Origin of the sequence: Arsenicicoccus dermatophilus (assembly GCF_022568795.1) — a bacterium.
Lineage (GTDB): Bacteria > Actinomycetota > Actinomycetes > Actinomycetales > Dermatophilaceae > Arsenicicoccus > Arsenicicoccus dermatophilus.
Genome location: NZ_JAKZHU010000001.1, coordinates 1,112,331 through 1,134,878, shown reverse-complemented (window position 1 = coordinate 1,134,878; position 22,548 = coordinate 1,112,331). Strand labels below are relative to the sequence as shown.

Here is a 22,548-nt window from a genome sequence, read left to right as displayed (position 1 = left end):
AGGGCCGACCCCGGCTCCTGCCGGGGGTATGTCGGTCCGCTCGCGTAGCCTGCAGGCATGTCCCGCCATCCCCACCTGGACGACTTCTGCTCCGGCTTCGCGTTCCCGCTCGACGACTTCCAGCTGGAGGCCTGCGCCGCCGTGGAGGACGGGCACGGGGTGCTGGTCGCCGCTCCCACCGGGGCCGGCAAGACGATCGTGGGCGAGTTCGGTGTCCACCTGGCCCTCGCGACGGGTCGCAAGGCCTTCTACACCACACCCATCAAGGCGCTGTCCAACCAGAAGTTCCACGACCTCGTCGCCCGGCACGGCGCCGACCAGGTCGGGCTGCTCACCGGCGACTCCTCGGTCAACGGCGAGGCCCCCGTGGTGGTGATGACCACCGAGGTCCTGCGCAACATGCTGTATGCCGGGAGCTCCTCCCTGCACGACCTCGGCGTCGTCGTCATGGACGAGGTGCACTACCTCGCCGACCGCTTCCGGGGCGCCGTGTGGGAGGAGGTCATCATCCACCTGCCCGAGTCGGTGCAGGTCATCTCCCTGTCGGCGACCGTGAGCAATGCCGAGGAGTTCGGCGCCTGGCTCGGCGAGGTGCGCGGCGACACCGCGGTGGTGGTGTCCGAGCACCGGCCGGTGCCGCTGTGGCAGCACATGATGGTGGGCCGCGAGCTCTTCGACCTCTTCGTCGACACGGGCGGCTCGGTCGTCGGCAAGGAGCGCGACTCGCACCACCGGATCACCGCCGAGATGGCCAAGGTCAACCCCGACCTGGTCCAGCGGCTGCAGTCGCTGGAGCGCGGCGCCTGGGGAGCGGGGCGCGGACCCCGGTCGACCAGCCGCGCCAACGACCCGTGGGGATCCCGGGGCCGCGGGCGCGGGGCCGGCACGGCACCGCGCGGCGGTTCGCCGTACGCCGAGGGCGGAGCGCGGGGGAGCCGGCCCGGGGGAGCGGCCTCGCGGGCGGAGGTCGTCGCGCGGCTGGAGCGCGACGGGTTGCTGCCCGCGATCACCTTCATCTTCAGCCGGGCCGGGTGCGAGGCCGCGGTGGCCCAGCTGCTGGCCCAGGACCTGCGGCTGGTGCCCGCCGACGAGGGCGCCCGGATCCGCCGGCTCGTCGAGGAGCGGGTGGCCGGCGTCGGGGACGGCGACCTGGGGGTGCTCGGCTACCACGACTTCGTCGAGGCACTGTCGCGGGGCTACGCCGCGCACCACGCGGGGATGCTGCCGACCTTCCGGGAGATCGTCGAGGAGCTGTTCACCGCCGGGCGCATCCGGGCGGTCTTCGCCACCGAGACGCTGGCGCTCGGGATCAACATGCCCGCCCGCACGGTGGTGCTCGAGAAGCTCGTGAAGTTCAACGGCGACGCCCACGTCGAGCTGTCCCCGGCGGAGTACACCCAGCTCACCGGCCGCGCCGGGCGGCGGGGCATCGACGTCGAGGGCCACGCGGTCGTGGTGTGGTCCCGCGGCGTCGACCCGCTTGCCGTCGGCGGTCTGGCCTCCACCCGAACCTATCCGCTGAACTCCTCCTTCCGCCCGACCTACAACATGGCCGTCAACCTGGTCCGGCGGGTGGGTCGTCAGGACGCGCGGGAGATCCTGGAGACCTCCTTCGCGCAGTTCCAGGCCGACCGGGCGGTGGTGGGGCTGGCCTCCCAGGTGCGCCGCAACGACGAGGCGCTGGAGGGCTATCGCGAGGCGATGACCTGCCACCTGGGCGACTTCGCGGAGTACTCCGGCTTCCGCGAGCAGATCCGGCACCTGGAGAAGTCCCTCGCCAAGGAGCGGTCGTCCTCGAGGCGGGCGGCGATCGAGCAGTCGCTGGCGGACCTGCGCGAGGGCGACGTCTTCGCGATGCGGGACGGACGGCACACCGGTATGGCGATCGTGGTCAACGCCAACACCGCCGCCCGGGGCAACCCGCCCACCCCGCTCGTCATCAACCCCGACGGGCGGGCGCGCCGGCTCACGGTGCACGACGTCGACCAGCCGATCGAGCCGACGACCAACATCCCGCTCCCGCGCAACTTCAACGCCCGCAACACCAAGATGCGCAAGGACATCGCCTCGACGGTCCGGGCCAAGGTGCCCTACGAGGCGCGGCGCAAGGGCAAGGGACGCACCGGCGCGGACGGCGGCGCGGGGGAGCAGGCGATCGAGTCGCTGCGCCGTCGGATGAAGGCCCACCCCTGCCACCAGTGCCCCGACCGCGAGGACCACGCCCGCTGGGCCGAGCGCTACCACCGCCTGGACCGGGAGACCGCCGGGCTGCGCCGCCGGGTCTCCGGGCGCACCAACTCCGTGGCCAAGCAGTTCGACCGGATCTGCGACCTGCTAGCCGAGACCGGCTACCTCGACGCGCGCGGCGAGACGGTGACGCCGAGCGGGGCGATGCTGCGCCGGCTCTACTCCGAGAAGGACCTGCTCGCCGCGGAGTGCCTCGCCCACGGCGTCTGGCAGCGGCTCGACGTGCCCTCCCTCGCGGCGGTGGTGTCGGCGCTGATCTTCGAGCCGCGGCAGAGTGAGGCCGACGGCGGCGCCCCGCGGGTGCCCAACCAGGACGTCTCGGACGCCTACCACGAGATGGTGCGGCTGTGGTCGGTGATCAGCGACCGTGAGGCCCAGCACCAGCTGCCCGAGACCGGGGCCCCCGACGGCGGCATGATGTGGCCGGTGCACCGCTGGGCGGCCGGGCAGACCCTCGAGGTGTGCCTGCGCGACAGCGACATGGCTGCCGGCGACTTCGTCCGCCGCTGCAAGCAGATCGTGGACCTGCTCGGTCAGATCGCGACGTGCGCGCCGCAGCCCGCGCTGGCGGCCACGGCCCGGCAGGCGATCGACGCCGTGATGCGCGGGGTGGTAGCGGCCGACCGCCTGGACTGACGTGCGGCCCGGCCGCGTCAGTCCAGGCCCAGGGCCACCACGACGCGACCCAGGCTGGTGCCGGCGCCGAACTCGTGGGCCACCTGCGACAGCAGCCGGGCGTCGGCCACCTCCCCGGGCAGCGCGAGGGAGTCGAGGGTGACGCCGGGCAGCGGCGCGTCGGTCGCCACCTGCACCACCCGCGGCGCCCGGTCCAGGTAGTCCGCCGCCGCCTCGAGGCGGGCCCGGCGGGCTCCCTTGAGGGCGGGGTCGCCCTCGTCGACGGCGGCCCGCAGGGTGCGCAGGTCGCCATACGCCCCGATGAGCGCGGCCGCGGTCTTCTCCCCGATGCCCGGCACCCCCGGGAGCCCGTCGGAGGTGTCGCCGCGCAGCACCGCCAGGTCGGCGTAGGCCGGGCCGGAGGGGATGGCGTACTTCGCCTGCAGGTACGCCTCGTCCACGACGTCGGCGTCGCGGACACCACCGCGAGCGGTGTAGAGCACACGCACCTGACGGTGGTCGTCGACGACCTGGAAGAGGTCGCGGTCACCCGTCACCACGTCGACGGGCAGCTGCCCGGCGTGCCGGTGCACCAGCGTCCCGATGACGTCGTCGGCCTCGTAGCCCGCCGCGCCGACCCGGGCGATGCCGAGCGCCGCGAGCGCGTCCACGATCGCGGGCACCTGGGGCACGAGGTCCGGCGGGGTGTCCTCGGCACCGGTCGAGCCGACCGCCAGGCGGTGGCTCTTGTAGGACGCGATCGCCTCGACCCGGAAGGCCGGGCGCCAGTCCTCGTCCCAGCAGGCCGCCAGGTGGGTGGGCCGGTGCGCGGTCACCAGCGAGGCGACCATGTCCAGGAAGCCGCGCAGCGCGTTGGCAGGCGGGGCGTCCGGGGTCTTGCGACGGTCGGGCACGCCGTAGAACGCGCGGTAGTACAACGAGGCGGCGTCCAGGAGCATCAGGCGCGACATGAGGCCAGGGTAGGGCGCAGCGCCGATATCCTGGGTGGATGAGTCCGTCGACCAGCAGATCATCGATCACCTGACCCGCGACGGACGTATGTCGTACACCGACCTGGGGCGCGCCACGGGGCTGTCCACGTCGGCGATCCACCAGCGGGTGCGCCGCCTGGAGGAGCGCAAGGTCATCACCGGCTACCACGCCAGCATCGACCAGCAGCAGGCCGGGCTCCCGCTGGCCGCGTTCATCTCGATCGCGCCGCTCGACCCGGCCGAGCCCGACGACATCCCGGACCGGCTGCGCGAGGTCACCGCCATCGAGGCCTGCCACTCGGTCGCGGGGGACATGAGCTATCTGCTGCAGGTGCGGGTGGCGACGCCGCACGCGCTGGAGGAGCTGATCGCCCTGATCCGGGCCCGGGCCAACGTCTCCACCCGCACGACCGTGGTGCTGTCGACGGCCTGGGAGGGGAGGGCCGCGGTGCTGCCCCAGGCTCCCGCCGACGCGGGCTGAGCCGAGGTCACCCGGCGGGAGGTCTCCGGAGCGAGATCAACGGGCGATCGGGGCCGTCCGCGCCCGCGTGACCGTGACCAGGTCGGCGGGGGAGAGCTCCAGGTCCAGGCCGCGGCGCCCGCCGCTGACCAGGATCGTGTCGTGGTCGAGGGCGCTGACGTCCAGGACCGTGGGCAACGCCCGCCGCTGGCCGATCGGGCTGATGCCCCCGACGACGTAGCCCGAGCTGCGCTCGGCGGCGGGATCGGCGAGCTGTGCCCGCTTGGCGCCCACCGTCGCCGCCAGGGCCTTGGGGTCCAGGCGGCGGTCCACCGGGACGACGCCGACCACCAGCCCGGAGCCGGTGTCCGCGAGCAGGGTCTTGAAGACCCGGGCCGGCGCCACCCCGAGGAGCTCGGCCGCCTTCAGCCCGTAGGACGCGGCGGCGGGATCGTGGTCGTAGGCGTGCACCTGGTAGGCGATGCCCGCCCGGTCCAGGGCCACCGTGGCGGGCGTGCCTGCGGAGCCGTTCTTCCTCGCCATACCGTCGATGGTATGCCGCGGCGCCCGACCGACGAGGTCGACCGGGCGCCGCGCGGCGGGACGCTCAGACCAGGGAGGCCTCGCGGGAGGCGGCCGCGGCCGCCTCGTTGACCTGGTGGGTCGCGGCGGCGTCGGTGTTGTCGCGCCACCACTGCTGACCGGCCTCGGGCAGGGTGTAGATCGGGTCGTAGTAGGCGTACTCGGCGCTGGTGACGTCCACGTCCTCACCCTCGATGGAGGTGCGGTAGTTCTTGCGCCACAGCGAGATCCCGCGCTCGGTGTCGTAGGTGTCCACCTGGTGCACCCAGCGCTTGCCGACGAAGGGGACATCGCACACGATGCGCGGCGTCGCGAATCCCGGCAGGTAGCCCATGATCTCGTGCTGCAGCCGCTGGGCCTCGGCCAGCGACATCCGCCAGTGCTCGCTGAACGGGATCATGTCGCACATGTAGAAGTAGTAGGGGTTGATGGCGGCCTCGTCGCGCATCGTGAAGCACAGGTCGAGCAGCGCCTCGGGGGTGTCGTTGACGCCGCGCATCAGCACGCCCTGGTTGCGGATGGACCGCACGCCCGCCTCGTGCATCAGGCGGGTGGCGGTGGCCACGGACGGGGTGAGCGACTGCACGTTGTTGATGTGGGTGTGCATCGCCAGGCCGACGCCGCGGCGGGCCGCGGTCCACGCGACGCGACCGACGCCCTCGACGGTGTCCGGCGCCGACCAGTGCTGCGGCAGACCCATGAGCGCCTTGGTGGCGAGCCGGATGTCGCGGATGTTGTCGATCTCCAGCAGCCGCATCAGGAAGGACTCGACGTTCTTCCACGGCATGTTGGCGATGTCACCGCCGGACACGACCACGTCGCGCACCTGCGGGGTGCCCTTGAGGTAGTCGATCATCGCGTCGAGCCGGTCGACCGGCTTGCCGGCGAGCTTGAGCTTGGTGACCTGCGGCGTGGAGTTGCCGACGAGGTCCATGCGCGTGCAGTGGCCGCAGTACTGCGGGCAGGTCGGCAGCAGCTCGGCGAGCACCTTGGTGGGGTAGCGGTGGGTCAGTCCCTCGGCCACCCACATGTCCGCCTCGTGGAGCGAGTCCCGCGACGCGTGGGGATGGCTCGGCCAGTCCGAGCGGCGGTCGGAGAAGACCGGGAGCATGTAGCGCCGGATCGGGTCGGCGAGGAAGGCCCGGGTGAACTCCTCGCCCGCGGCCGGCATCTCGGAGTCGGTGGCCGGGACCATCGTGTTGATCATCTGCGGCGGCACGAGCATCGACATGGTCGCCCGCTCGGCCTGGTCCCGCTCGAGGTCGGCGTAGAACTGCTCGGTCAGCAGGTCGCCCATGAGCTCCCGGAGCTGCTTGATGTTCTTGACGCAGCGGGTGCGCTGCCACTGGGCGCTGGCCCAGTCCGTGTCGGTGACGTCCCGCCACCCCGGGAAACGACGCCAGTCGGGCTCGACCAGCTCCCGGCGGCGGTAGACATATGGCTGCTCCATTGCACTCATGGCCCCCACGCTACCGAACGGTTTCCGGCGTGCAACACTGCGGGCAGCACATCTTGCCGTCGAGACCATCTCAGAGCGGAGATTCGACATGAGCGACACCGTGACGCCCGAGACCACCCGGACCCCCTCCTCGCCATACGGACTGCACCGCGTCGTCCTGCAGGACGGCGAGCGCCCGGCCCTGCCGCAGGCGGCCCGCCGCCTGGACGCCCGCCCGGAGATCTGGCCCGACGAGGTGCGGGTCGACGTCGAGACGCTCAACCTGGACGCGGCCAGCTATCGCCAGCTGCGCGAGGCGTACGGCACTGCCGGGGTGCGCCAGGCCGTGCTCGACATCGTCGCCGAGCGCGGCAAGATGCAGAACCCCGTCACGGGGTCGGGGGGGATGCTCATCGGCACGGTCGCCGAGGTCGGTCCGCGGTCGACGCTCGGCCTGGAGGTGGGCGACCGGATCGCCACCCTGGTGTCGCTGAGCCTGACGCCCCTGCAGATCACCGACGGCCTGCAGCGCTGGGACGGCGAGGACGAGCGGGTCCCCGCCCAGGGCCACGCGATCCTCTTCGGCCGGTCCATCGCGGCGGTGCTCCCGGACGACCTGGAGCCCGAGCTGGCCCTCATGGTCATGGACGTGTGCGGCGCACCGGCGCTGGTCGACCGGGTGGTCCGCGAGCACCACGACCGCACCGGCGAGGCGCCCTCGGTCCTGGTGCTGGGCGGCGCCGGCAAGTCCGGGTCCCTGTCGCTGGCCGCCGCCCGGCGCGCGGGTGCCGGGACGCTGACCGCGGTGGTGCCCTTCGAGGCGGAGGCGGAGCTGCTGCACGGCACCGGCCTGGCCGACCACGTCGTGCTGGCCGACGCGCGGGACCCGCTGGGCCTGCTGGGCGCGGTGGAGGCGGCAGGCGGCCCGGCCGACGTGACCGTCGTCTGCGTGGACGTCCCCGGCTGCGAGCACCCCTCGATCCTGGTCACCCGCGAGGGCGGGACGGTGATCTTCTTCTCCATGGCGACGTCCTTCAGCGCCGCCGCGCTGGGCGCGGAGGGTCTGGCCGCCGACGTGCGGATGCTGGTGGGCAACGGCTACACCCCCGGGCACGCCGCCCTCGCGCTGGACCTGGTGCGGTCCGACACCCAGGTCCGTTCCCTGTTCACCCGGCGGATCGCGCCCACGGCAGACTGAGCGCATGCGAGTCCGCACGCTCTACCGCAACGGGCAGGTCTACGTCCCCACGCGGGGCTTCCCGACGGCCCTGCTCGTCGACGGCACCCGGGTGCTGTGGGTGGGCAACGAGGCCGAGGCCGAGGCCCAGGCCGCCGACGCCGAGGTCGTCGTGGACCTCGGCGGGCGCCTGGTCACGACGCCCTTCGTGGAGCCCGCGCTGTTCTGCGCGCAGGCCGGCGACCTGGTGGGAGCGGTGGACCTCGGCGCCGCCACGTCCCTGGCCGACGCCCTGGACCGGGTCGCCGCGGCGGCGAGCTCCGGCACGGGCCCGCTCGTGGCCCGCGACTACGACGAGAGCCTGTGGCCCGAGCTGCGGGCACCCACGCCCGACGAGCTGGCCCGCGCCTCCGGCGGCCGCCCGGCCCTGATGATCCGGGCCGGGCTGGGCGCCGGTGTCGCGTGCGCCGCGCTGCGGGCCCTGGCCCACGAGCACCGGCCCGACAGCGTCACCTGGCCGGACGAGCTCGGGCCGCTGCAGGTCGACGACCTGCAGCAGGTGGTGCCGCGGCTGCGGACCCCGGGGAGCACCGGCAGCAGACCCTGGAGCTGCTGCGCCTGGCGGCGGCTCACGGCATCGGCGCGGTGCACCTGCACCACGGCAGCGAGTCCTCGGTCGTGGAGCTGCGCGGCGCCGGGGACGAGTCGGTGCCGCTCCCGGTGGTCAAGCACTACCTCGACCGCGTGTGCACGACCGGTGACGAGGCTCTCGCGCTGGTCCGCGACCTGGGGCTGCAGGGCTGCTACGTCCCCGTCGACGGCCTGGTGCGGCTGCGCCGGGCCGCGCTGGTCGATCCTTATGCCGATGCCCCGGGCTACGCCGGGCCCGGCCCGCTCCCCGCCGAGACGATCGCCGAGCACATGGTGGTGACCTCGCGGGTGGGGGTGCAGAGCAACCTGGTGGCGTTCGGGGACCGGGCCGCCCAGGAGCTCGCGGCCGGGCTGCGGGTGGCGGTCCGCCAGGTGGGCCTGGACCGGTTCCGCGGGCTGCGGCACCGCACCCTCACCCAGTCCGTGGCCGACCCCATGGTCCTCGGGACCCTCATCGACCTGGCGGTGAGCGTCGCCCGCGTGCCCCAGGTCGACACCTACCTGGGGGCCCCCGACGGCGTCCTGGCGCGGCGCCTGGGCCCCTCCCGCGTGCAGGACTACGTGCGGCTCGCGTCGCTCGTGACCGACGGCCTGGACCTGCACCTGACGTCCTCGGCGCCGGAGACCCCGCTCGACCCCTGGGGCACCGTGCGGGCCGCGCGCTGGCACCGCTCCCCGGAGGAGCGGCTGTCGGTGGGCGAGGCCTTCCGGGCCCACACCCGGGCCGGCTGGTCCGCGGTCGCCGAGGACTGGCGCGGCCAGCTCGACGTGGGCCTGCCCGCCGACCTCGTGGTGTGGGATCTCGATCCTGACCAGCTCCTGCAGCACCAGCAGGAGCGGCTGCACACCCCGGGACTGCCGCTGCTGGCGCCGGGCACCGACAACCCCACGGCGGTGCTCACCGTCGTCGGGGGGCGCATCATCCACTCGACCGAAGGAGCTCTGTCATGACCCGCGCCGCAGCGAGTCCACCGCGCGCGCACCTGGAGCTGGACCCCGACGTCGTCCGGCGGGCGCGCACCCTGGCGCGCAAGGCCGGTCGGCCCGTCGTGCAGCTCGCGCAGCAGCACACCACCGTCTCGGTCGAGCGCGCGACCCTGCGCCTCGCGGGACTGGCCGGCGCCGACCACGAGCGTGTGCCGTGGGTCAACCACCTCGTCGACGCGGTCCGCGAGCAGGTCGGCCTGGAGCACGGGGTCACCACCCCGGCCTACGACGCGATCGCCCGGGGCGTCGCCCCGGACCTGGTCACCCTGGCGCAGAAGGCCGCAGCCGGGGCCGCCGACTTCCGGATGCCCGAGGGCAAGGAGCTCACCACCGCCCGCAGGCTGGCCATGCGCGGCGTCAGGCCCGGGATCACCCAGATCGACAAACAGCGGGCCGCCCGCGAGCGCCTGATCGCCAAGGTCGGCGACGCCCCCTCGCGTCCGTGGGTCTACCTCATCGTCGCCACCGGCGACATCTACGAGGACATCCCGCAGGCCCAGGCCGCGGCGCGCGGGGGAGCGGACATCATCGCGGTGATCCGGTCCACCGGGCAGTCCTTGCTGGACTACGTCCCCGAGGGCGCCACCCGTGAGGGCTATGCCGGCACCTACGCCACGCAGGAGAACTTCCGGCTGATGCGGGCGGCCTTGGACGAGACGAGCAAGGAGCTCGGTCGCTACGTCCGCCTGACCAACTACGCCTCGGGCCTGTGCATGCCGGAGATCGCCGCGCTCGCGGGCCTGGAGCGGCTCGACATGATGCTCAACGACTCGATGTACGGCATCCTCTTCCGCGACATCAACCCGATCCGGACCTTCGTCGACCAGCGGTTCAGCCGTCAGGTGCACGCCCGGGCCGGGATCATCATCAACACCGGCGAGGACAACTACCTCACGACCGCGGACGCCGTCGAGGCGGCGCACACCGTCACGGTCAGCCAGCTGCTCAACGAGTACTTCGCCAAGGAGGCAGGGCTCGAGGACTGGCAGCTCGGCCTGGGGCACGCCTTCGAGATCGTCCCGGAGCTGCCCGACTCCTTCCGGATGGAGCTGGCCCACGCCATGCTGGCGCGCGACCTGTTCCCCAAGGCCCCCCTGAAGTGGATGCCGCCGACCAAGCACATGACCGGCGACGTCTTCCGCGGGTACCTGCTCGACGGCTTCTTCAACTTCGTCGGCGGCCTGACCGACCAGGGGATCCTGCTCGTGGGCATGATGACCGAGGCGGTCGTGACGCCCTTCCTGTCCGACCGGGACCTGGCTCTGCAGAACGTGCGCTACGCGCTCGAGGCGGGCCGTGGCCTGCGCGAGGACTTCCAGCCTCCGGCGGACGGGTTCATCCAGACCCGGGCCCGGCAGGTCCTGTCCGAGGCGGTGGACCTGCTCGAGCGGATCGCCGACGACACCCTGCTCGACGCCATCGCGGACGGCACCTTCGGTCTGATGAAGCGGCCGGCCGACGCGGGCAAGGGCCTGGACGGCGTGGTCCGCAAGGCCGACGACTACGACAACCCGGCGATCACGCTCCTCGACGAGGGCGTCGCCACGACGGCGGGAGGCAGCAAGTGAGCGGCGACGACCGGTCGGGGGAGCGGAGCCTGCCCGACATCATCAGGCCGTATGGCGACACGACCGGCGACGGCATGATCCAGGTGTCGTTCACGCTGCCGATCCCGCACGACAAGCGGGCCGAGGGGGCGGCGCTGCAGCTCGCGGACAAGATGGGCCTCAAGCCGGCACTCCTGGTGCACGCCAAGGCGATCGGCCCGGACTTCACCTTCTTCGTGGTCTACGGCAGCGTCAACCACCTGGTCGACCTGCGCGACGTGGTCGTGGTGGAGCGCGACTACCCCTTGCTGGGCGCCAAGGAGGTCAACGCAGCCATCAAGAAGCAGCTGCGGCGGCCCCTGGTGGTCGTGGGCGCCTGCATCGGCACCGACGCGCACACGGTGGGCATCGACGCGATCCTCAACATCAAGGGCTTCGCGGGGGAGAAGGGGCTGGAGTACTACTCCGAGATCAAGGTCGTCAACCTCGGCGCCCAGGTCCTGGTGCCGGACCTCGTCGAGCGGGCGCGCGCGGAGCAGGCCGACGCCGTGCTGGTCTCCCAGGTGGTGACCCAGCGCGATGCGCACATCACCAACACCCAGGAGATGTCGGCCGCCTTCCGGGAGGCCTACCCGGCGGGGACCACCCCGCTGCTGGTGGTGGGCGGGCCGCGGTTCGACGAGTCGGCCACCGCCGAGCTCGGCGTCGACCGGATCTTCGGCAAGGGCACGACCCCCGGCGAGGTGGCGTCCTACCTCGTCCACGCCATGGCGCAGCGCCAGGGCGCGAGCAGCACCACGACGACCACGAAGGAGCAGACCCGATGAGCGCAGGCACCGGCCCCGCGGTGGGCACCACCGTCGTCCACCGCCGCTATGTCCCCTACAGCCACGCGCACTACGCCGGCAACCTCGTCGACGGCGCCTACTCCCTGGCGGCCTTCGGCGACGTGGCGACCGAGATGTGCATCCGCACGGACGGCGACGAGGGGCTCTTCGCGTCATACAGCGACGTCCAGTTCCGGGCGCCGGTCCGGGCGGGGGACTGCCTCGAGATCAGCTGCACGCTCGTGCGGGCGGGCCGCCGGTCGCGCGAGATGGACTTCGAGGTGCGCGTGGTCGCCCGGGGCAACCCCGCGCGCGGCGAGTCCGCGGCCGACCTGCTGGACCCCCCGGTGGTGGCGACGACGGCCCGCGGCGTGGTGGTCGTGCCGGCACCGGTCGAGGGATGAGCACTCATGACCGTCACCGTCCGCAAGGACGCCTGCTATAGCAAATCGACTCTGAGTGACTAAAGCACCTCGCCAATCGCTTCAGCACTCGGCGTGTTTGGTGTGACACGCCGCGTATCAGATGATTGATGGCGGTCTGACCCGAACCTCTGACCTGCGAAAACCTGAGAAGCCGCAGGTCAGAGCGGTGTTGACAGTTACGCACGGTCACCCAATAGGTTGACGGTGGTTGCCCGCCATCCTCGGGCAGCAGCGCGGCCCGCATGCCTAGTAGAAAACGTCACGGCCCTGGCACCGGACCTGTCCGGAGACCGGCCCGAGGCGGCCCCAACGGCATGCGGGCCGTGCTGCACGCCGCGGAGCCCTTCGCCCGGCTAGGGTGACGCGGTGTCCCGACTCGCCCTCGCCCTTCTCGGCGGCCTCGCCCTGTGGCTCTCGTGGCCGGCCCACGACCTGTGGTTCCTGGCACCCGTCGGCATCGCGCTGGTCGCCCTGGCCACCCGGGGAGCCGGGGTGGCCCGCGGCCTCGGGCTGGGGGTGCTCGCCGGGCTGGCGGCCTACCTGCCCGCCCTGCACTGGTCCGGGATCTACGTCGGCAACCTCCCGTGGGTCGCGCTGGCCCTGCTCGAGGCGTCGTACGTCGGGCTCACCGGGGCGGCGTGCGGTGCCCTCGGCCTGCGGGCACCGCGGGGGTGGCGGATGCCCTACGCCGTGGTCGTCGCGGCGGCCTGGTGCGCCGGGGAGTGGTTGCGCTCCGTGACCCCCTTCGGAGGCTTCCCCTGGCTCAAGATCGCCTTCGCCATGGCCGACGCCCCGACGCTGCCCCTCGTGCGGTATGTCGCGACCCCCGGCCTGACCTTCGTCGTCGCCCTCGCGGGCGGCCTGCTGGCCGCCGGGCTCCTGGGGGCACGGCGGGCCGTGCGGCACCCGGGCGCCCGCTCGCCCCTGGCGCTGGCCCGACCCGCCGGCGCACTCGCCGGGGCCGGTGCCGTCCTGTGGGGACCCGCCCTGCTCACCGCCCCGACCGGCGGCACCTCCGTCGACGTCCTCGCCGTCCAGGGCAACGTGCCCCGCGCCGGTCTGGACTTCAACGCGGAGCGTCGCCAGGTGCTCGACAACCACGCCGAGGTCACCCGCCGGGCCGTGGCCGCCCAGGTCGCCGCCGGACGCGGCGAGCCCGCCCTGGTCGTGTGGCCCGAGAACGCCTCGGACATCGACCCCGTCGCCAACGCCGACGCCGGGCAGGTCATCACCGCCGCGTCGGTCGCGGCCAACGCCCCGATCCTCGTGGGCACCCTGCGACAGGGCCCGCACGACGAGATCAAGAACACCACGCTGCTGTGGGAGGGCTCCAAGGGCCCGACCGCGCACTACGCCAAGCGCCACCCGGTCCCGTTCGCCGAGTACATCCCCTACCGCTCGTTCTTCCGACACTTCAGCGACAAGGTCGACCTGCTCACCCACGACTTCGCGGCGGGTGACGAGGTCGGGGTGATCACCGCCCCGACCTCCCGGGGGCCGGTGCCCGTGGGCATCGGCATCTGCTTCGAGAGCGCCTACGACGACCTGATGCGCGACGCGGTGACGCACGGCGGGCAGATCCTCGCGGTGCAGACCAACAACGCGACCTTCGGCTACACCGACGAGTCCTACCAGCAGCTGGCGATCTCCCGGGTGCGCGCGGTCGAGCTGGGCCGCTCCGTGGTCCACGTCTCGACGGTCGGCACCTCCGCCCTCATCACCCCGGACGGGGTGGCCCACCAGCGCACGGCACTGTTCACCCCGGCTGCGCTGCGTGACACCCTGCCGCGCCGGACGGAGATTACCCCCGCCGTGCGGGTGAACGACCTGGCGGTCTGGCTCTCGATGGTGATCATGGCCCTAGGGGCCATCGCCCGGACGGCCCAGCCACGTACGACCTCCACCACGTCCTCCGACTCTCCTGAACGGTCTGATCACCATGCGCACCCTGGTCCTGATCCCGACGTACAACGAGCGTGAGACGCTCCCTCGCTGCCTGGAGCGCCTGCGCGCCGCCGCCCCCGAGGTCGACGTGCTCGTGCTCGACGACGGGTCACCGGACGGCACGGGACAGCTGGCCGACGAGATCGCCGCTCGCGACCCCCAGATCCGAGTCATGCACCGGCAGGGCAAGGAGGGCCTGGGCAGGGCCTACCTCGCGGGCTTCGAGGAGGGGCTGCGCGAGGGCTACGACGTCCTCGTGGAGATGGACGCCGACCTGTCTCACCGACCCGAGCAGCTGCCCGACCTGCTCAAGGCCCTGGAGGACCCGCAGGTGGGTCTGGTCATCGGCTCGCGGTGGATCCCCGGTGGCGGCATCGTCAACTGGCCCTGGCACCGCAAGTTCCTCAGCGTCGGTGGCAACTACTACATCCGCGCGCTGCTCGGCATGCCCGTGCACGACGCGACGGCCGGCTTCCGCGCCTACCGCGCCGACACGCTGCGCCGCATCGGCCTGGACGGCGTGGAGTCCCACGGCTACTGCTTCCAGACCGATCTGACCTGGCGCACGGTGCGGGCCGGCATCGGCATCCGTGAGGTCCCGATCACCTTCGTCGAGCGCGAGTCCGGCGTCTCCAAGATGAACGGCGACATCGTCCGCGAGTCCATGCAGCGGATCACGGTGTGGGGCCTGCGGCACCGGGGCGAGCAGGCTCGCCGGCTCGTGGAACGCCGACGCGGTCAGGAGCGTCAGAACACCTTGTGAGTGCTTCCTCCGATCGTCGCCCTCGTGGATCCCGCTGGCCGCTGGTGGCCTTCGTCCTGCTGCTCGTCGTTCCCACCCTCGAGATCGCGGTCATCGTCGCGATCGGCCGGGTGATCGGCGGCTGGCCCACGATCGGCCTGCTGCTGCTCGAGTCGGCGATCGGTGCCTGGCTGGTCAAGCGGGAGGGGCGCGCCGCCTGGGCCTCGCTGCGCGGCGCGCTCGCGAGCGGGCGGCTGCCTGCCGGCGAGCTCTCCGACGCAGCCCTGGTGCTGGTGGGCGGGACGCTGCTGCTGACGCCCGGCTTCCTCAGCGACGTGCTGGGCTTCGCCTGCATCCTGCCCGGCACCCGTGGCGTCGCCCGGCGGCTGCTGTCCCGCGTGATCACGCGCCAGCTGCTCGCGTCGGCGCCCGGCATCCGGGTCCGTCAGACGTATGCCGGGGGAGCCAGCGCCACCCCGCCCGGGGCCGCGGCCCCGGGACCGGGAGCCACGACGCGTGGTGCCGGCCCCGGCGCCACGCGGGCGACCCGCCAGGACGACGACGTGATCGAGGGAGAGGTGCTCTAGCTACCGGCTCGCGCACGACGACGGCCCGGCACCCTCCAGGGTGCCGGGCCGTCGTCGTGCGGGTGACCTGCTCAGGCGGAGCGCTTGGGCTTCTCGCCGCGGGAGGCCCGCAGCAGCTCCAGGCGCTCCTCGAGGAGCTCCTCCAGCTCCTTGATGGAGCGGCGCTCCAGGAGCATGTCCCAGTGGGTGCGCGCCGGCTTGGCGGGCTTCTCCTCGGGGGCGTCGCCGCCCTGGAGCCGCCCGAGCTCGCCGCAGCGGCACTCCCAGGTGTTGGGCACCTCGGCCTCGATGGAGAAGGGAAGCTCCGTGACGTGGCCGTTGGGGCAGGTGTAGGAGACGAGCTGCCGCTCGCTGGGAACGACCCCGTCATCGGTCTCCATGCTGAAGGACCCGAGGCGCGATCCGCGCAGTGACCGCTCGGCCATGTCCGTTCCCCTTTCGATCGGTGACCTGCCTCGTGCTTTGCCCGAGGCCATACCCGCGCGCCCGAAGCAGCAAACCGGGCGACCCTAACGCCGGAATCGATGACGTTGAGTAGCGCGCAACCCTCCTATTCTAGACGATCAGCGGCTCCGGGTTGCCCGCCGCGCGGATCCCGGCGCGAACGTCCACACGGGCCAGGAGGATTCCGCCGACGACGAAGAACGCGAGGAGCGACAGCCGGCAGGAGTGGGTCCGCTGCTGCACGAGCCCGAACAGCAGGGTGCCGACCCGAGGGAGACCGGCACGCCCAGGACGGACAGGTGGGTCCGGCGCACCTGGTCGGACGCCTGCCCGGGGCACGCCGCGCGGTTGGCGATGCTCGTGAGGTAAGGACCCATCAGTACGGTCGCCGTGGTCGTGACGTAGGCAGAGCTTGCCCGGGCGTACCAGTACCACGCACGTTGGTGGCGCGTGCTGCGCCGTCGGGCGACCAGCGCCTCGGTGCGTGTCATGAGGGTCTCCTCGCAGGTCATGCCCTCGGCCTCGAGGCGGCCCGATCGCAACCGGATGGTTGCTCGGGCTGGAGGAGTCGTCCCCAGGCATGATGGGCCCATGCGCATCCTCGGACCTTCGGACCTGCTCACCGCCGCCGTCACCGTGAGGGACGGGGTCACGGACGCCGCCGACCTGTGGCCGCGCGCCCTCGGCCTCGTGGACCGGGTGGAGGCGATGGTGTCTCGCGGCGAGGCCCTGCTCGCCCAGGCCGAGGAGCTCCTCGCCCAGGCGGCGCTCTCCCGGGCCCACGTCGACGCGGTCGCTGACGCGGCCGACGCCACCAACGCCCGGGTCGCCGGCATCGTCGCCCGCGCCGAGGCCCTCGTGGCGGCGGGGGAGCAGCTCATGCCCACCATCACCCCGATGGCGGACAAGGCCCTGCCCATCGCCGCGGAGGTCGTGGACTCCATCGACCGGGACGAGGTGCTCGCGGTCGTCGGGCTCATCGACCGGCTGCCGGGCACCCTGCGCCAGCTCGACCAGCTCGCCCCGGACGTGCGCGAGATCCTGGACGCCGTCACCGACCTGTCCCATGCCGCGCAGGGGCTGCCCGGCATGGGCTCCCTGATCCGCCGGGGCGAGCGCAAGGACGACGAGGGCGAGGTCTGACCCGACAGTGCCTGCCGTGCCCGCACCCCGTCCCCCCGCCGGCGCGCTCGCCCCGGGTGGTCACCTGCAGCGCGCGCGTCGACGTGCCCCGTGGTGGCTCCTCGCCGGGGTGCTGGTCCTGCTCACCACCTTGTGGGGGCGACTGAACCCCACCGACTCGCGTCTGGTCCACGAGCTGCTCGACCACCCGATCGTCCACGGCGCGGCGGGGTATGCCCTGATCGGGTGGGGCCTGCGCTCCCTCGTGACCGACACCCACCGCCGGCTGGTGGTCACGATCCTGGTGGCCGCCGTCGGCGCCACGGTGCTGGGCCTGGTGGGCATGCTCGCGCAGATCGGGGTGCACCCGGACCGGGACGAGCGGGTGCTGCCGGCACCGGTCGAGGACGTGCGGGAGCCCTACGAGGCCGACGTGGTCACCGACGGCGACCTGGTGTCGCCGCGCATCACGGTGGCGGTGCAGCACCGGGCTCTCGACCTCGCGGCCCGGCGCTGGGACGTCGCCTGCGTCAGCACGGAGTACGACCCGCTCGCCGACGCCCGGTGGCAGGCGCCCGGCGCGCTGGTCCTCCGGCTGTCGTCCGGACGGCGCCTCACGATCGCCGTCGACCCGGGGACCGGGCAACCCCGCGAGCCGGTCCGGCTGGGCCGGCGGTGCGGCGGACCCGTCGGATCCTGACCGTCGTCCACAGATCGTCCCGGCCGCGGAGCGGTCGTCCACAGGTGCCGTACGACGGCCTGCGGCGCGAGGGCGCCCGTGCCACCGTGGCGGGTGAGAGCGGGCCGAGAGGCGGCCCGGTTGCGGTGAGGTGGGCGAGACCATGGTGGACGAGCTGGAGGCCGACGATCACGACGTCGACGAGGGTGCGGTGGGCGGGGAGCCGTCGGACGCGGGTCCAGCCGGTGCGGGTCCGGCCGAGGAGATCCCGGACCTCAACGAGGTGCGGCTGCGGGGCCGGGTGGCCGCCGACCCCGTCACGCGCGAGCTGCCGAGCGGCGACCGGTTGGTGAGCCTGCGGCTGGTGGTCCGACGCGCCCGGAGCACCCAGGCCGCGCAGTCCGTCGAGCCGGCTGCTCCGCCCGGGCGGCGCGCGCCCACGGTCGACGCGATCGACGTGGGCTGCTGGCCGGGGGAGACGGCGCAGCGGGCCGGCTCGCTGGTGCCCGGCGAGGTCGTCGAGGTCACGGGCACGCTGCACCGCCGCTTCTGGCGCAGCCCGGGCGGGCCGGCGTCCCGCTACGAGGTGCGGGCGAGCAGCCTGGACGTCGTCCGCGGCACCCCCGCCGAGCCGGGCGGGCCGGCGCGGCCTACAGTCCAGGCATGACGAATCGACCGAAGACGTTCGACGTCGTGGTGTCCGCCGTGATCCGCAGCGGCCCTCGCGTGCTCCTCAACCGCCGGGAGGGTCAGGACTTCTGGTTCCTGCCCGGTGGCCCCGTCACCCTCGGCGAGTCCGCCAAGGCCGCCCTGCACCGCGACATCCTCGACGAGCTCGGCCTGGAGGCCAAGGTCGCCGACCTGGTCGCGGTGGTGGAGAACGCCTACGAGCTGGACGGCGAGGCCCACCACGAGATCAACCTTGCCTTCGAGGCTCGCGTCGACAAGACGCGGGCCACCACGCAGGTGCCCGGGCTGGAGTTCCGCTGGTTCGACACCGAGGCGTGCTACGACCTGGACATCCGGCCGCCGAGTCTGGCGCACGTGGTGCGCTACGGCCCCGAGCGCGCCCGCCTGCCGCTGCACTCCCACGGCCTGAGCCGCTGACCGCTGCCGCCTACGCCTCGGCCGCGACCTGCCCGCGCGGCTCCCGGCCGAGGCGTAGGCGGGGGCGACACCGGGACGACCACGACCGGACGCCGCCCCCCGGGGACCGTCATACGGCAAGATGTGAGGCGACCCACCAGGACGGAGCGACCATGTCCCCGCACGCCGCCGACTCCCACGACCGCATCCGCGTCCAGGGCGCGCGGGAGAACAACCTCAAGGACGTGTCGGTCGAGATCCCGAAGCGGCGGCTGACGGTCTTCACCGGGGTGTCCGGCTCGGGCAAGAGCTCGCTGGTCTTCGGCACGATCGCGGCCGAGTCGCAGCGGATGATCAACGAGACCTACTCGTCGTTCGTGCAGGGCTTCATGCCCAGCCTCGCCCGGCCCGACGTGGACCTGCTCGAGGGGCTGACCACGGCCATCCGGGTGGACCAGGAGCGGATGGGCGCCAACCTGCGCTCGACGGTCGGCACGGCCACGGACGCCAACGCGATGCTGCGCATCCTCTTCTCCCGCCTCGGCGAGCCGCGCGTCGGTTCGCCGCAGGCCTACTCCTTCAACGTGCCCTCGGTGAGCGGCGCGGGAGCGATCACCGTCCAGCGAGGCCCCGACAAGGGCAAGAAGCAGAAGCGCACCTACTCCCTCGTCGGTGGCATGTGCCCGGAGTGCGAGGGGACCGGCCAGGTGTCGGACGTCGACCTGACCGCGGTGTACGACGAGACCCTCTCCCTCGCGGGCGGCGCCATCCTCGTCCCGGGCTACTCGATGGACGGGTGGTACGGCCGGATCTTCGCGGGCTACGGCTTCGCCCTGGACAAGCCCGTCAAGGACTTCAGCGCGACCGAGCTCGCCGACCTGCTCCACAAGGAGCCCACCAAGATCAAGGTCGAGGGCATCAACCTGACCTACGAGGGGATCGTCCCGCGGATCCAGAGGTCCATGCTGTCCAAGGACCGTGAGGCCATGCAGCCGCACGTGCGGGCCTTCGTGGATCGTGCCGTGGTCTTCCGGGACTGCCCGGCCTGCGGCGGCACCCGCCTCGCACCCCACGCCCTGGAGTCGCGCATCGAGGGGCGCAACATCGCCGACTGCTGCGCGATGCAGATCACCGACCTGGCCGACTGGGTCCGCGGGCTCGACCGCCCCGAGGTGGCACCGCTGCTGGGGGGCCTGACACATCTGCTGGACGCCTTCGTGGGCATCGGGCTGGGCTACCTCTCGCTGGACCGCCCCACCGGCACCCTGTCCGGTGGAGAGTCCCAGCGCACCAAGATGATCCGCCACCTCGGCTCCTCGCTCACCGATGTCACCTATGTCTTCGACGAGCCGTCCGTGGGCCTGCACCCGCACGACATCCGGCGGATGAACGAGCTGCTGGTGCGGCTGCGTGACAAGGGCAACACCGTCCTCGTGGTCGAGCACAAGCCGGAGATGATCGAGATCGCCGACCACGTGGTCGATCTCGGGCCGGGGGCGGGGTCCGCCGGCGGTCAGATCTGCTTCGAGGGGACCGTCGAGGGACTGCGGGCCAGCGACACCGTCACCGGGCGGCACCTGGACGACCGGGCCCGGCTCAAGGAGGAGGTCCGCCCAGCCACCGGCCGGCTCGAGATCCGGGGGGCGAGCGCCCACAACCTGCAGGACGTGGACGTCGACGTGCCGCTCGGGGTGCTGTGCGTCGTGACCGGGGTCGCCGGGTCCGGCAAGTCCTCGCTCGTCCACGGCTCGCTGGCCGGGCGCGAGGAGGTCGTCGTCGTCGACCAGACCCCGATCAAGGGCTCCCGCAGGTCCAACCCCGCGACGTACACCGGCCTGCTGGAGCCGGTCCGCAAGGCCTTCGCCAAGGCCAACGGTGTGAAGCCGGCGCTGTTCTCGGCGAACTCGGAGGGGGCCTGCCCCACCTGCAAGGGCGCGGGCGTGATCTTCACCGAGCTGGGCTTCATGGACACCGTGTCCACGCCGTGCGAGGTGTGCGAGGCGAAGGGCTTCCAGCCCGAGGTCCTGGAGCACCACCTGGGCGGCAAGGACATCGCCGAGGTCATGGCCATGTCGGTGACCGACGCGAGCGCCTTCTTCGCCGCGGGGGAGTCGCGGATCCCCGCCGCGCACACGATCCTCCAGCGGCTCGAGGACGTGGGCCTGGGTTATCTCACCATCGGTCAGCCGCTGACCACCCTGTCCGGAGGTGAGCGGCAAAGGCTCAAGCTGGCCTCGCAGATGGGGGAGAGGGCCTCGGTCTACGTGCTGGACGAGCCCACGACCGGGCTGCACCTGGCCGACGTGGACACCCTGCTCGGGCTGCTCGACCGGCTGGTCGACGGCGGGACCTCGTTGGTGGTGATCGAGCACCACCAGGCCGTGATGGCGCACGCGGACTGGATCATCGACCTGGGTCCGGGGGCCGGTCACGACGGCGGGCGCGTGGTCTTCGAGGGGACCCCCGCCGACCTGGTCGCCGGCGCCACCACGCTCACCGGTCAGCACCTGGCGGAGTATGTCGGCGCCTGACGGCGCACCGATCCGGGATCCCTCGACCCCCCGGCGGCCATCCCCCGAGATTCGCCGACAGTTCACCAGCGCAGCGCCCTCACGCGCGCGGTGGCGCACCACCATGGACGAGCCACGGGCCCCTCACCGCGGAGCCATCCGTGATCCCGTGGCGTCCGGTCGGGAAGGAGACACTCATGCAGGGACGCATCATGGACCCCCAGGGTCGCGGGCTCGGCGGCATCGCGGTCACCGACGGTCTGTCGTTGACCCACACCCGTCCGGACGGGTCCTTCGAGCTCGACGCGCGCGCCGAGGACCTCATGCTGATGGGGCTGTCCGGCGACCACCCCGCTCATGCCCTGGTCGAGCCCCTCGCGGGCGGGGTGCTGCTCACCGTGACCGGCGAGGCGGGCGAGGACGGCATGCTGATGGACCTGCTGGGGGAGCAGTGCCGGTGGTCTCGCCCGCTCAGCGCCTGAGAATCGGTCGATAACGCCCGAACAACGCCTTCGGGACCCTCTCCCCATATCGGTCATTTCCACCTAAAGTGGCATCAGATGACTCTATGAAGTCATCTCATCACTCTCTGATGGAGAGATGCGACAGGAGGACACCGATGTTTGGACGAGTCACCACCGAGGACGCCGAGGGCCTGGGCGGCCTGCTGGTCACCGACGGACACCAGACCACCCGCACCCGCGCCGATGGCTCCTTCGAGCTCACCACCCCCGAGGGCGAGCTCATCATGGTGGCTTCCCCGGGTGCCTGCCCGCCGGCGCACCTGCTCGTCGAGGCCACGGACGAGGAGCTCGTCGTGGTCATGCCGGGCCAGCAGGCACTGCCGGGCATCCTGATGGAGCTGCACCTGGCCACGGCGCTGCCGGCCCGTCCGGAGGAGCAGGTGGCGCGCAGGCTCAGCGCCTGATCACCGCCGAGCGGCCACCATCGGCCGGTCGAGGCGCCCGACGGCGCGCCCTGGGCACGACGGCGGGGGAGAGGCACCACCGCCGCGACCACCTGTCCGTATGTCGAGACGCCCGGCGGTCACCGTGATCTGGCGGGGGAGCAGTGCTCCCGGAGCCGGTCCGCGCCGTCGTCCAGGTCGACGTAGTCGGCGTCCGTGGAGCGCCGGATCAGGCGCGGGGTCGGCCCGGGCTGCAGGGTGAGGTGCTCGACCACGACGTCGCCGGCCACCGTGGCGCTGATCTCGGCGTACTGGCAGGGGCCCAGGTCGGCGCCGCGCCGGACCTGGACATCGGTCGCGCCAGGGTGCAGCTGGGCGAAGACGGTGCGGGCGGCGTGGTCGTCGGCGCCGCTCAGGCCGCCGGGCAGCCGGTGCAGCTCGGCGACCGTGGTGCCCACGAGGAAGGCGAGGACGACGAGGATCATCGCGGCGACCTGACGCGTGCGACCACCGTAGCCGTGCAGGCTGCGACCGGGTGGGCCTCGAGGATCGACACGGCGGCGAGAGGGGCCGGCGACA

23 protein-coding genes are annotated in these 22,548 nt (G+C 72.7%); 17 read left to right on the top strand and 6 right to left on the bottom strand.

Translation table 11 applies throughout. The features are described from left to right. Positions 1-57 precede the first annotated feature (57 nt). Positions 58-2,883, top strand: a complete 2,826-nt coding sequence (locus MM438_RS05380) for a DEAD/DEAH box helicase (RefSeq protein WP_241451493.1) — start codon at positions 58-60, stop codon at positions 2,881-2,883. A 17-nt stretch (positions 2,884-2,900) separates the two neighbouring features. On the opposite strand, the gene MM438_RS05375 is transcribed toward MM438_RS05380, so the two are convergent. Then, on the bottom strand, positions 2,901-3,833 hold the full coding sequence (locus MM438_RS05375) for a 5'-3' exonuclease (RefSeq protein WP_241451492.1): 933 nt from the start codon (positions 3,831-3,833) through the stop codon (positions 2,901-2,903). 34 nt (positions 3,834-3,867) lie between these two features. Between MM438_RS05375 and MM438_RS05370 the strand changes: the two genes are divergently transcribed. Beyond that, a complete protein-coding gene (locus tag MM438_RS05370; RefSeq protein ID WP_241451491.1) occupies positions 3,868-4,335 on the top strand; it encodes an Lrp/AsnC family transcriptional regulator in 468 nt (155 codons plus the stop codon). A gap of 36 nt (positions 4,336-4,371) precedes the next feature. Here MM438_RS05370 and ybaK read toward each other — a convergent pair whose 3' ends face one another. Both ybaK and MM438_RS05360 read right to left on the bottom strand, forming a co-directional pair. Beyond that, the gene (gene ybaK / locus MM438_RS05365) at positions 4,372-4,857 is read right to left on the bottom strand and encodes a Cys-tRNA(Pro) deacylase (RefSeq protein ID WP_241451490.1); all 486 of its coding nucleotides are present in this window, start codon (positions 4,855-4,857) and stop codon (positions 4,372-4,374) included. 64 nt (positions 4,858-4,921) lie between these two features. Beyond that, positions 4,922-6,355 carry a KamA family radical SAM protein gene (locus tag MM438_RS05360; protein ID WP_241451489.1) on the bottom strand — a complete coding sequence of 478 codons (1,434 nt, stop codon included), beginning with the start codon at positions 6,353-6,355 and terminating at the stop codon, positions 4,922-4,924. Positions 6,356-6,443: 88 nt separating this feature from the next. On the opposite strand from MM438_RS05360, the gene kdd reads away from it, so the two are divergent. The 8 genes from kdd (at position 6,444) to MM438_RS05320 (ending at position 15,221) form a co-directional block, all read left to right on the top strand. Continuing rightward, positions 6,444-7,532: an L-erythro-3,5-diaminohexanoate dehydrogenase gene (gene kdd / locus MM438_RS05355; RefSeq protein WP_241451488.1), complete on the top strand. Its 1,089-nt coding sequence runs from the start codon at positions 6,444-6,446 to the stop codon at positions 7,530-7,532. A 96-nt stretch (positions 7,533-7,628) separates the two neighbouring features. After that, positions 7,629-9,113: an amidohydrolase family protein gene (locus MM438_RS05350; RefSeq protein WP_338155504.1), complete on the top strand. Its 1,485-nt coding sequence runs from the start codon at positions 7,629-7,631 to the stop codon at positions 9,111-9,113. Further along, positions 9,110-10,717, top strand: a complete 1,608-nt coding sequence (gene kamD, locus MM438_RS05345) for a lysine 5,6-aminomutase subunit alpha (RefSeq protein ID WP_241451486.1) — start codon at positions 9,110-9,112, stop codon at positions 10,715-10,717. Before MM438_RS05350 ends, kamD begins: the two co-directional genes overlap by 4 nt. Beyond that, entirely contained in the window at positions 10,714-11,523 is an 810-nt protein-coding gene (gene kamE / locus MM438_RS05340; RefSeq protein WP_241451485.1) for a lysine 5,6-aminomutase subunit beta, read from the top strand. Before kamD ends, kamE begins: the two co-directional genes overlap by 4 nt. After that, entirely contained in the window at positions 11,520-11,927 is a 408-nt protein-coding gene (gene kal, locus MM438_RS05335; RefSeq protein WP_241451484.1) for a 3-aminobutyryl-CoA ammonia lyase, read from the top strand. The genes kamE and kal overlap by 4 nt, the downstream gene beginning before the upstream one ends. A gap of 387 nt (positions 11,928-12,314) precedes the next feature. After that, complete coding sequence (gene lnt / locus MM438_RS05330) at positions 12,315-13,928, top strand: apolipoprotein N-acyltransferase (protein ID WP_241451483.1); 1,614 nt, start codon at positions 12,315-12,317, stop codon at positions 13,926-13,928. After that, a complete protein-coding gene (locus tag MM438_RS05325) occupies positions 13,888-14,655 on the top strand; it encodes a polyprenol monophosphomannose synthase (protein ID WP_241451482.1) in 768 nt (255 codons plus the stop codon). The genes lnt and MM438_RS05325 overlap by 41 nt, the downstream gene beginning before the upstream one ends. A gap of 44 nt (positions 14,656-14,699) precedes the next feature. Next, positions 14,700-15,221, top strand: a complete 522-nt coding sequence (locus MM438_RS05320) for an FxsA family protein (protein WP_241451481.1) — start codon at positions 14,700-14,702, stop codon at positions 15,219-15,221. Positions 15,222-15,292: 71 nt separating this feature from the next. Here MM438_RS05320 and MM438_RS05315 read toward each other — a convergent pair whose 3' ends face one another. Continuing rightward, on the bottom strand, positions 15,293-15,646 hold the full coding sequence (locus tag MM438_RS05315) for an RNA polymerase-binding protein RbpA (protein ID WP_241451480.1): 354 nt from the start codon (positions 15,644-15,646) through the stop codon (positions 15,293-15,295). A gap of 130 nt (positions 15,647-15,776) precedes the next feature. Continuing rightward, positions 15,777-15,908, bottom strand: a complete 132-nt coding sequence (locus MM438_RS16225) for a hypothetical protein (RefSeq protein WP_277627925.1) — start codon at positions 15,906-15,908, stop codon at positions 15,777-15,779. A 348-nt stretch (positions 15,909-16,256) separates the two neighbouring features. Between MM438_RS16225 and MM438_RS05310 the strand changes: the two genes are divergently transcribed. The 7 genes from MM438_RS05310 to MM438_RS05280 all read left to right on the top strand — a co-directional run bounded on the left by MM438_RS05310 (position 16,257) and on the right by MM438_RS05280 (position 21,990). Next, on the top strand, positions 16,257-16,808 hold the full coding sequence (locus MM438_RS05310) for a hypothetical protein (RefSeq protein ID WP_241451479.1): 552 nt from the start codon (positions 16,257-16,259) through the stop codon (positions 16,806-16,808). 16 nt (positions 16,809-16,824) lie between these two features. Continuing rightward, positions 16,825-17,487: a hypothetical protein gene (locus tag MM438_RS05305; RefSeq protein ID WP_241451478.1), complete on the top strand. Its 663-nt coding sequence runs from the start codon at positions 16,825-16,827 to the stop codon at positions 17,485-17,487. A gap of 142 nt (positions 17,488-17,629) precedes the next feature. After that, the gene (locus MM438_RS05300; RefSeq protein ID WP_241451477.1) at positions 17,630-18,133 is read left to right on the top strand and encodes a single-stranded DNA-binding protein; all 504 of its coding nucleotides are present in this window, start codon (positions 17,630-17,632) and stop codon (positions 18,131-18,133) included. Next, the gene (locus MM438_RS05295) at positions 18,130-18,573 is read left to right on the top strand and encodes an NUDIX domain-containing protein (RefSeq protein WP_241451476.1); all 444 of its coding nucleotides are present in this window, start codon (positions 18,130-18,132) and stop codon (positions 18,571-18,573) included. The genes MM438_RS05300 and MM438_RS05295 overlap by 4 nt, the downstream gene beginning before the upstream one ends. A gap of 152 nt (positions 18,574-18,725) precedes the next feature. Further along, positions 18,726-21,083 carry an ATP-binding cassette domain-containing protein gene (locus MM438_RS05290; RefSeq protein WP_241451475.1) on the top strand — a complete coding sequence of 786 codons (2,358 nt, stop codon included), beginning with the start codon at positions 18,726-18,728 and terminating at the stop codon, positions 21,081-21,083. Between the two features lie 176 nt (positions 21,084-21,259). After that, the gene (locus tag MM438_RS05285) at positions 21,260-21,544 is read left to right on the top strand and encodes a hypothetical protein (protein WP_241451474.1); all 285 of its coding nucleotides are present in this window, start codon (positions 21,260-21,262) and stop codon (positions 21,542-21,544) included. Between the two features lie 137 nt (positions 21,545-21,681). Then, positions 21,682-21,990, top strand: a complete 309-nt coding sequence (locus MM438_RS05280; RefSeq protein ID WP_241451473.1) for a hypothetical protein — start codon at positions 21,682-21,684, stop codon at positions 21,988-21,990. Between the two features lie 119 nt (positions 21,991-22,109). Here MM438_RS05280 and MM438_RS05275 read toward each other — a convergent pair whose 3' ends face one another. Further along, positions 22,110-22,454 carry a hypothetical protein gene (locus tag MM438_RS05275; RefSeq protein ID WP_241451472.1) on the bottom strand — a complete coding sequence of 115 codons (345 nt, stop codon included), beginning with the start codon at positions 22,452-22,454 and terminating at the stop codon, positions 22,110-22,112. Between the last annotated feature and the right edge of the window lie 94 nt (positions 22,455-22,548).

What these genes read in the sequence shown, in the direction of transcription:
- MM438_RS05315 (WP_241451480.1), bottom strand. Translation starts at nt 15,646, where the DNA reads ATGGCCGAGCGGTCACTGCGCGGATCGCGCCTCGGGTCCTTCAGCATG.
- MM438_RS05325 (WP_241451482.1), top strand. Translation starts at nt 13,888, where the DNA reads ATGCGCACCCTGGTCCTGATCCCGACGTACAACGAGCGTGAGACGCTC.
- MM438_RS05380 (WP_241451493.1), top strand. Translation starts at nt 58, where the DNA reads ATGTCCCGCCATCCCCACCTGGACGACTTCTGCTCCGGCTTCGCGTTC.
- MM438_RS05295 (WP_241451476.1), top strand. Translation starts at nt 18,130, where the DNA reads ATGACGAATCGACCGAAGACGTTCGACGTCGTGGTGTCCGCCGTGATC.
- MM438_RS05360 (WP_241451489.1), bottom strand. Translation starts at nt 6,355, where the DNA reads ATGAGTGCAATGGAGCAGCCATATGTCTACCGCCGCCGGGAGCTGGTC.
- MM438_RS05280 (WP_241451473.1), top strand. Translation starts at nt 21,682, where the DNA reads ATGTTTGGACGAGTCACCACCGAGGACGCCGAGGGCCTGGGCGGCCTG.
- kamD (WP_241451486.1), top strand. Translation starts at nt 9,110, where the DNA reads ATGACCCGCGCCGCAGCGAGTCCACCGCGCGCGCACCTGGAGCTGGAC.
- MM438_RS05290 (WP_241451475.1), top strand. Translation starts at nt 18,726, where the DNA reads ATGTCCCCGCACGCCGCCGACTCCCACGACCGCATCCGCGTCCAGGGC.
- kdd (WP_241451488.1), top strand. Translation starts at nt 6,444, where the DNA reads ATGAGCGACACCGTGACGCCCGAGACCACCCGGACCCCCTCCTCGCCA.
- MM438_RS05310 (WP_241451479.1), top strand. Translation starts at nt 16,257, where the DNA reads ATGCGCATCCTCGGACCTTCGGACCTGCTCACCGCCGCCGTCACCGTG.
- MM438_RS05285 (WP_241451474.1), top strand. Translation starts at nt 21,260, where the DNA reads ATGCAGGGACGCATCATGGACCCCCAGGGTCGCGGGCTCGGCGGCATC.
- MM438_RS05375 (WP_241451492.1), bottom strand. Translation starts at nt 3,833, where the DNA reads ATGTCGCGCCTGATGCTCCTGGACGCCGCCTCGTTGTACTACCGCGCG.
- ybaK (WP_241451490.1), bottom strand. Translation starts at nt 4,857, where the DNA reads ATGGCGAGGAAGAACGGCTCCGCAGGCACGCCCGCCACGGTGGCCCTG.
- MM438_RS05300 (WP_241451477.1), top strand. Translation starts at nt 17,630, where the DNA reads ATGGTGGACGAGCTGGAGGCCGACGATCACGACGTCGACGAGGGTGCG.
- MM438_RS05275 (WP_241451472.1), bottom strand. Translation starts at nt 22,454, where the DNA reads ATGATCCTCGTCGTCCTCGCCTTCCTCGTGGGCACCACGGTCGCCGAG.
- kal (WP_241451484.1), top strand. Translation starts at nt 11,520, where the DNA reads ATGAGCGCAGGCACCGGCCCCGCGGTGGGCACCACCGTCGTCCACCGC.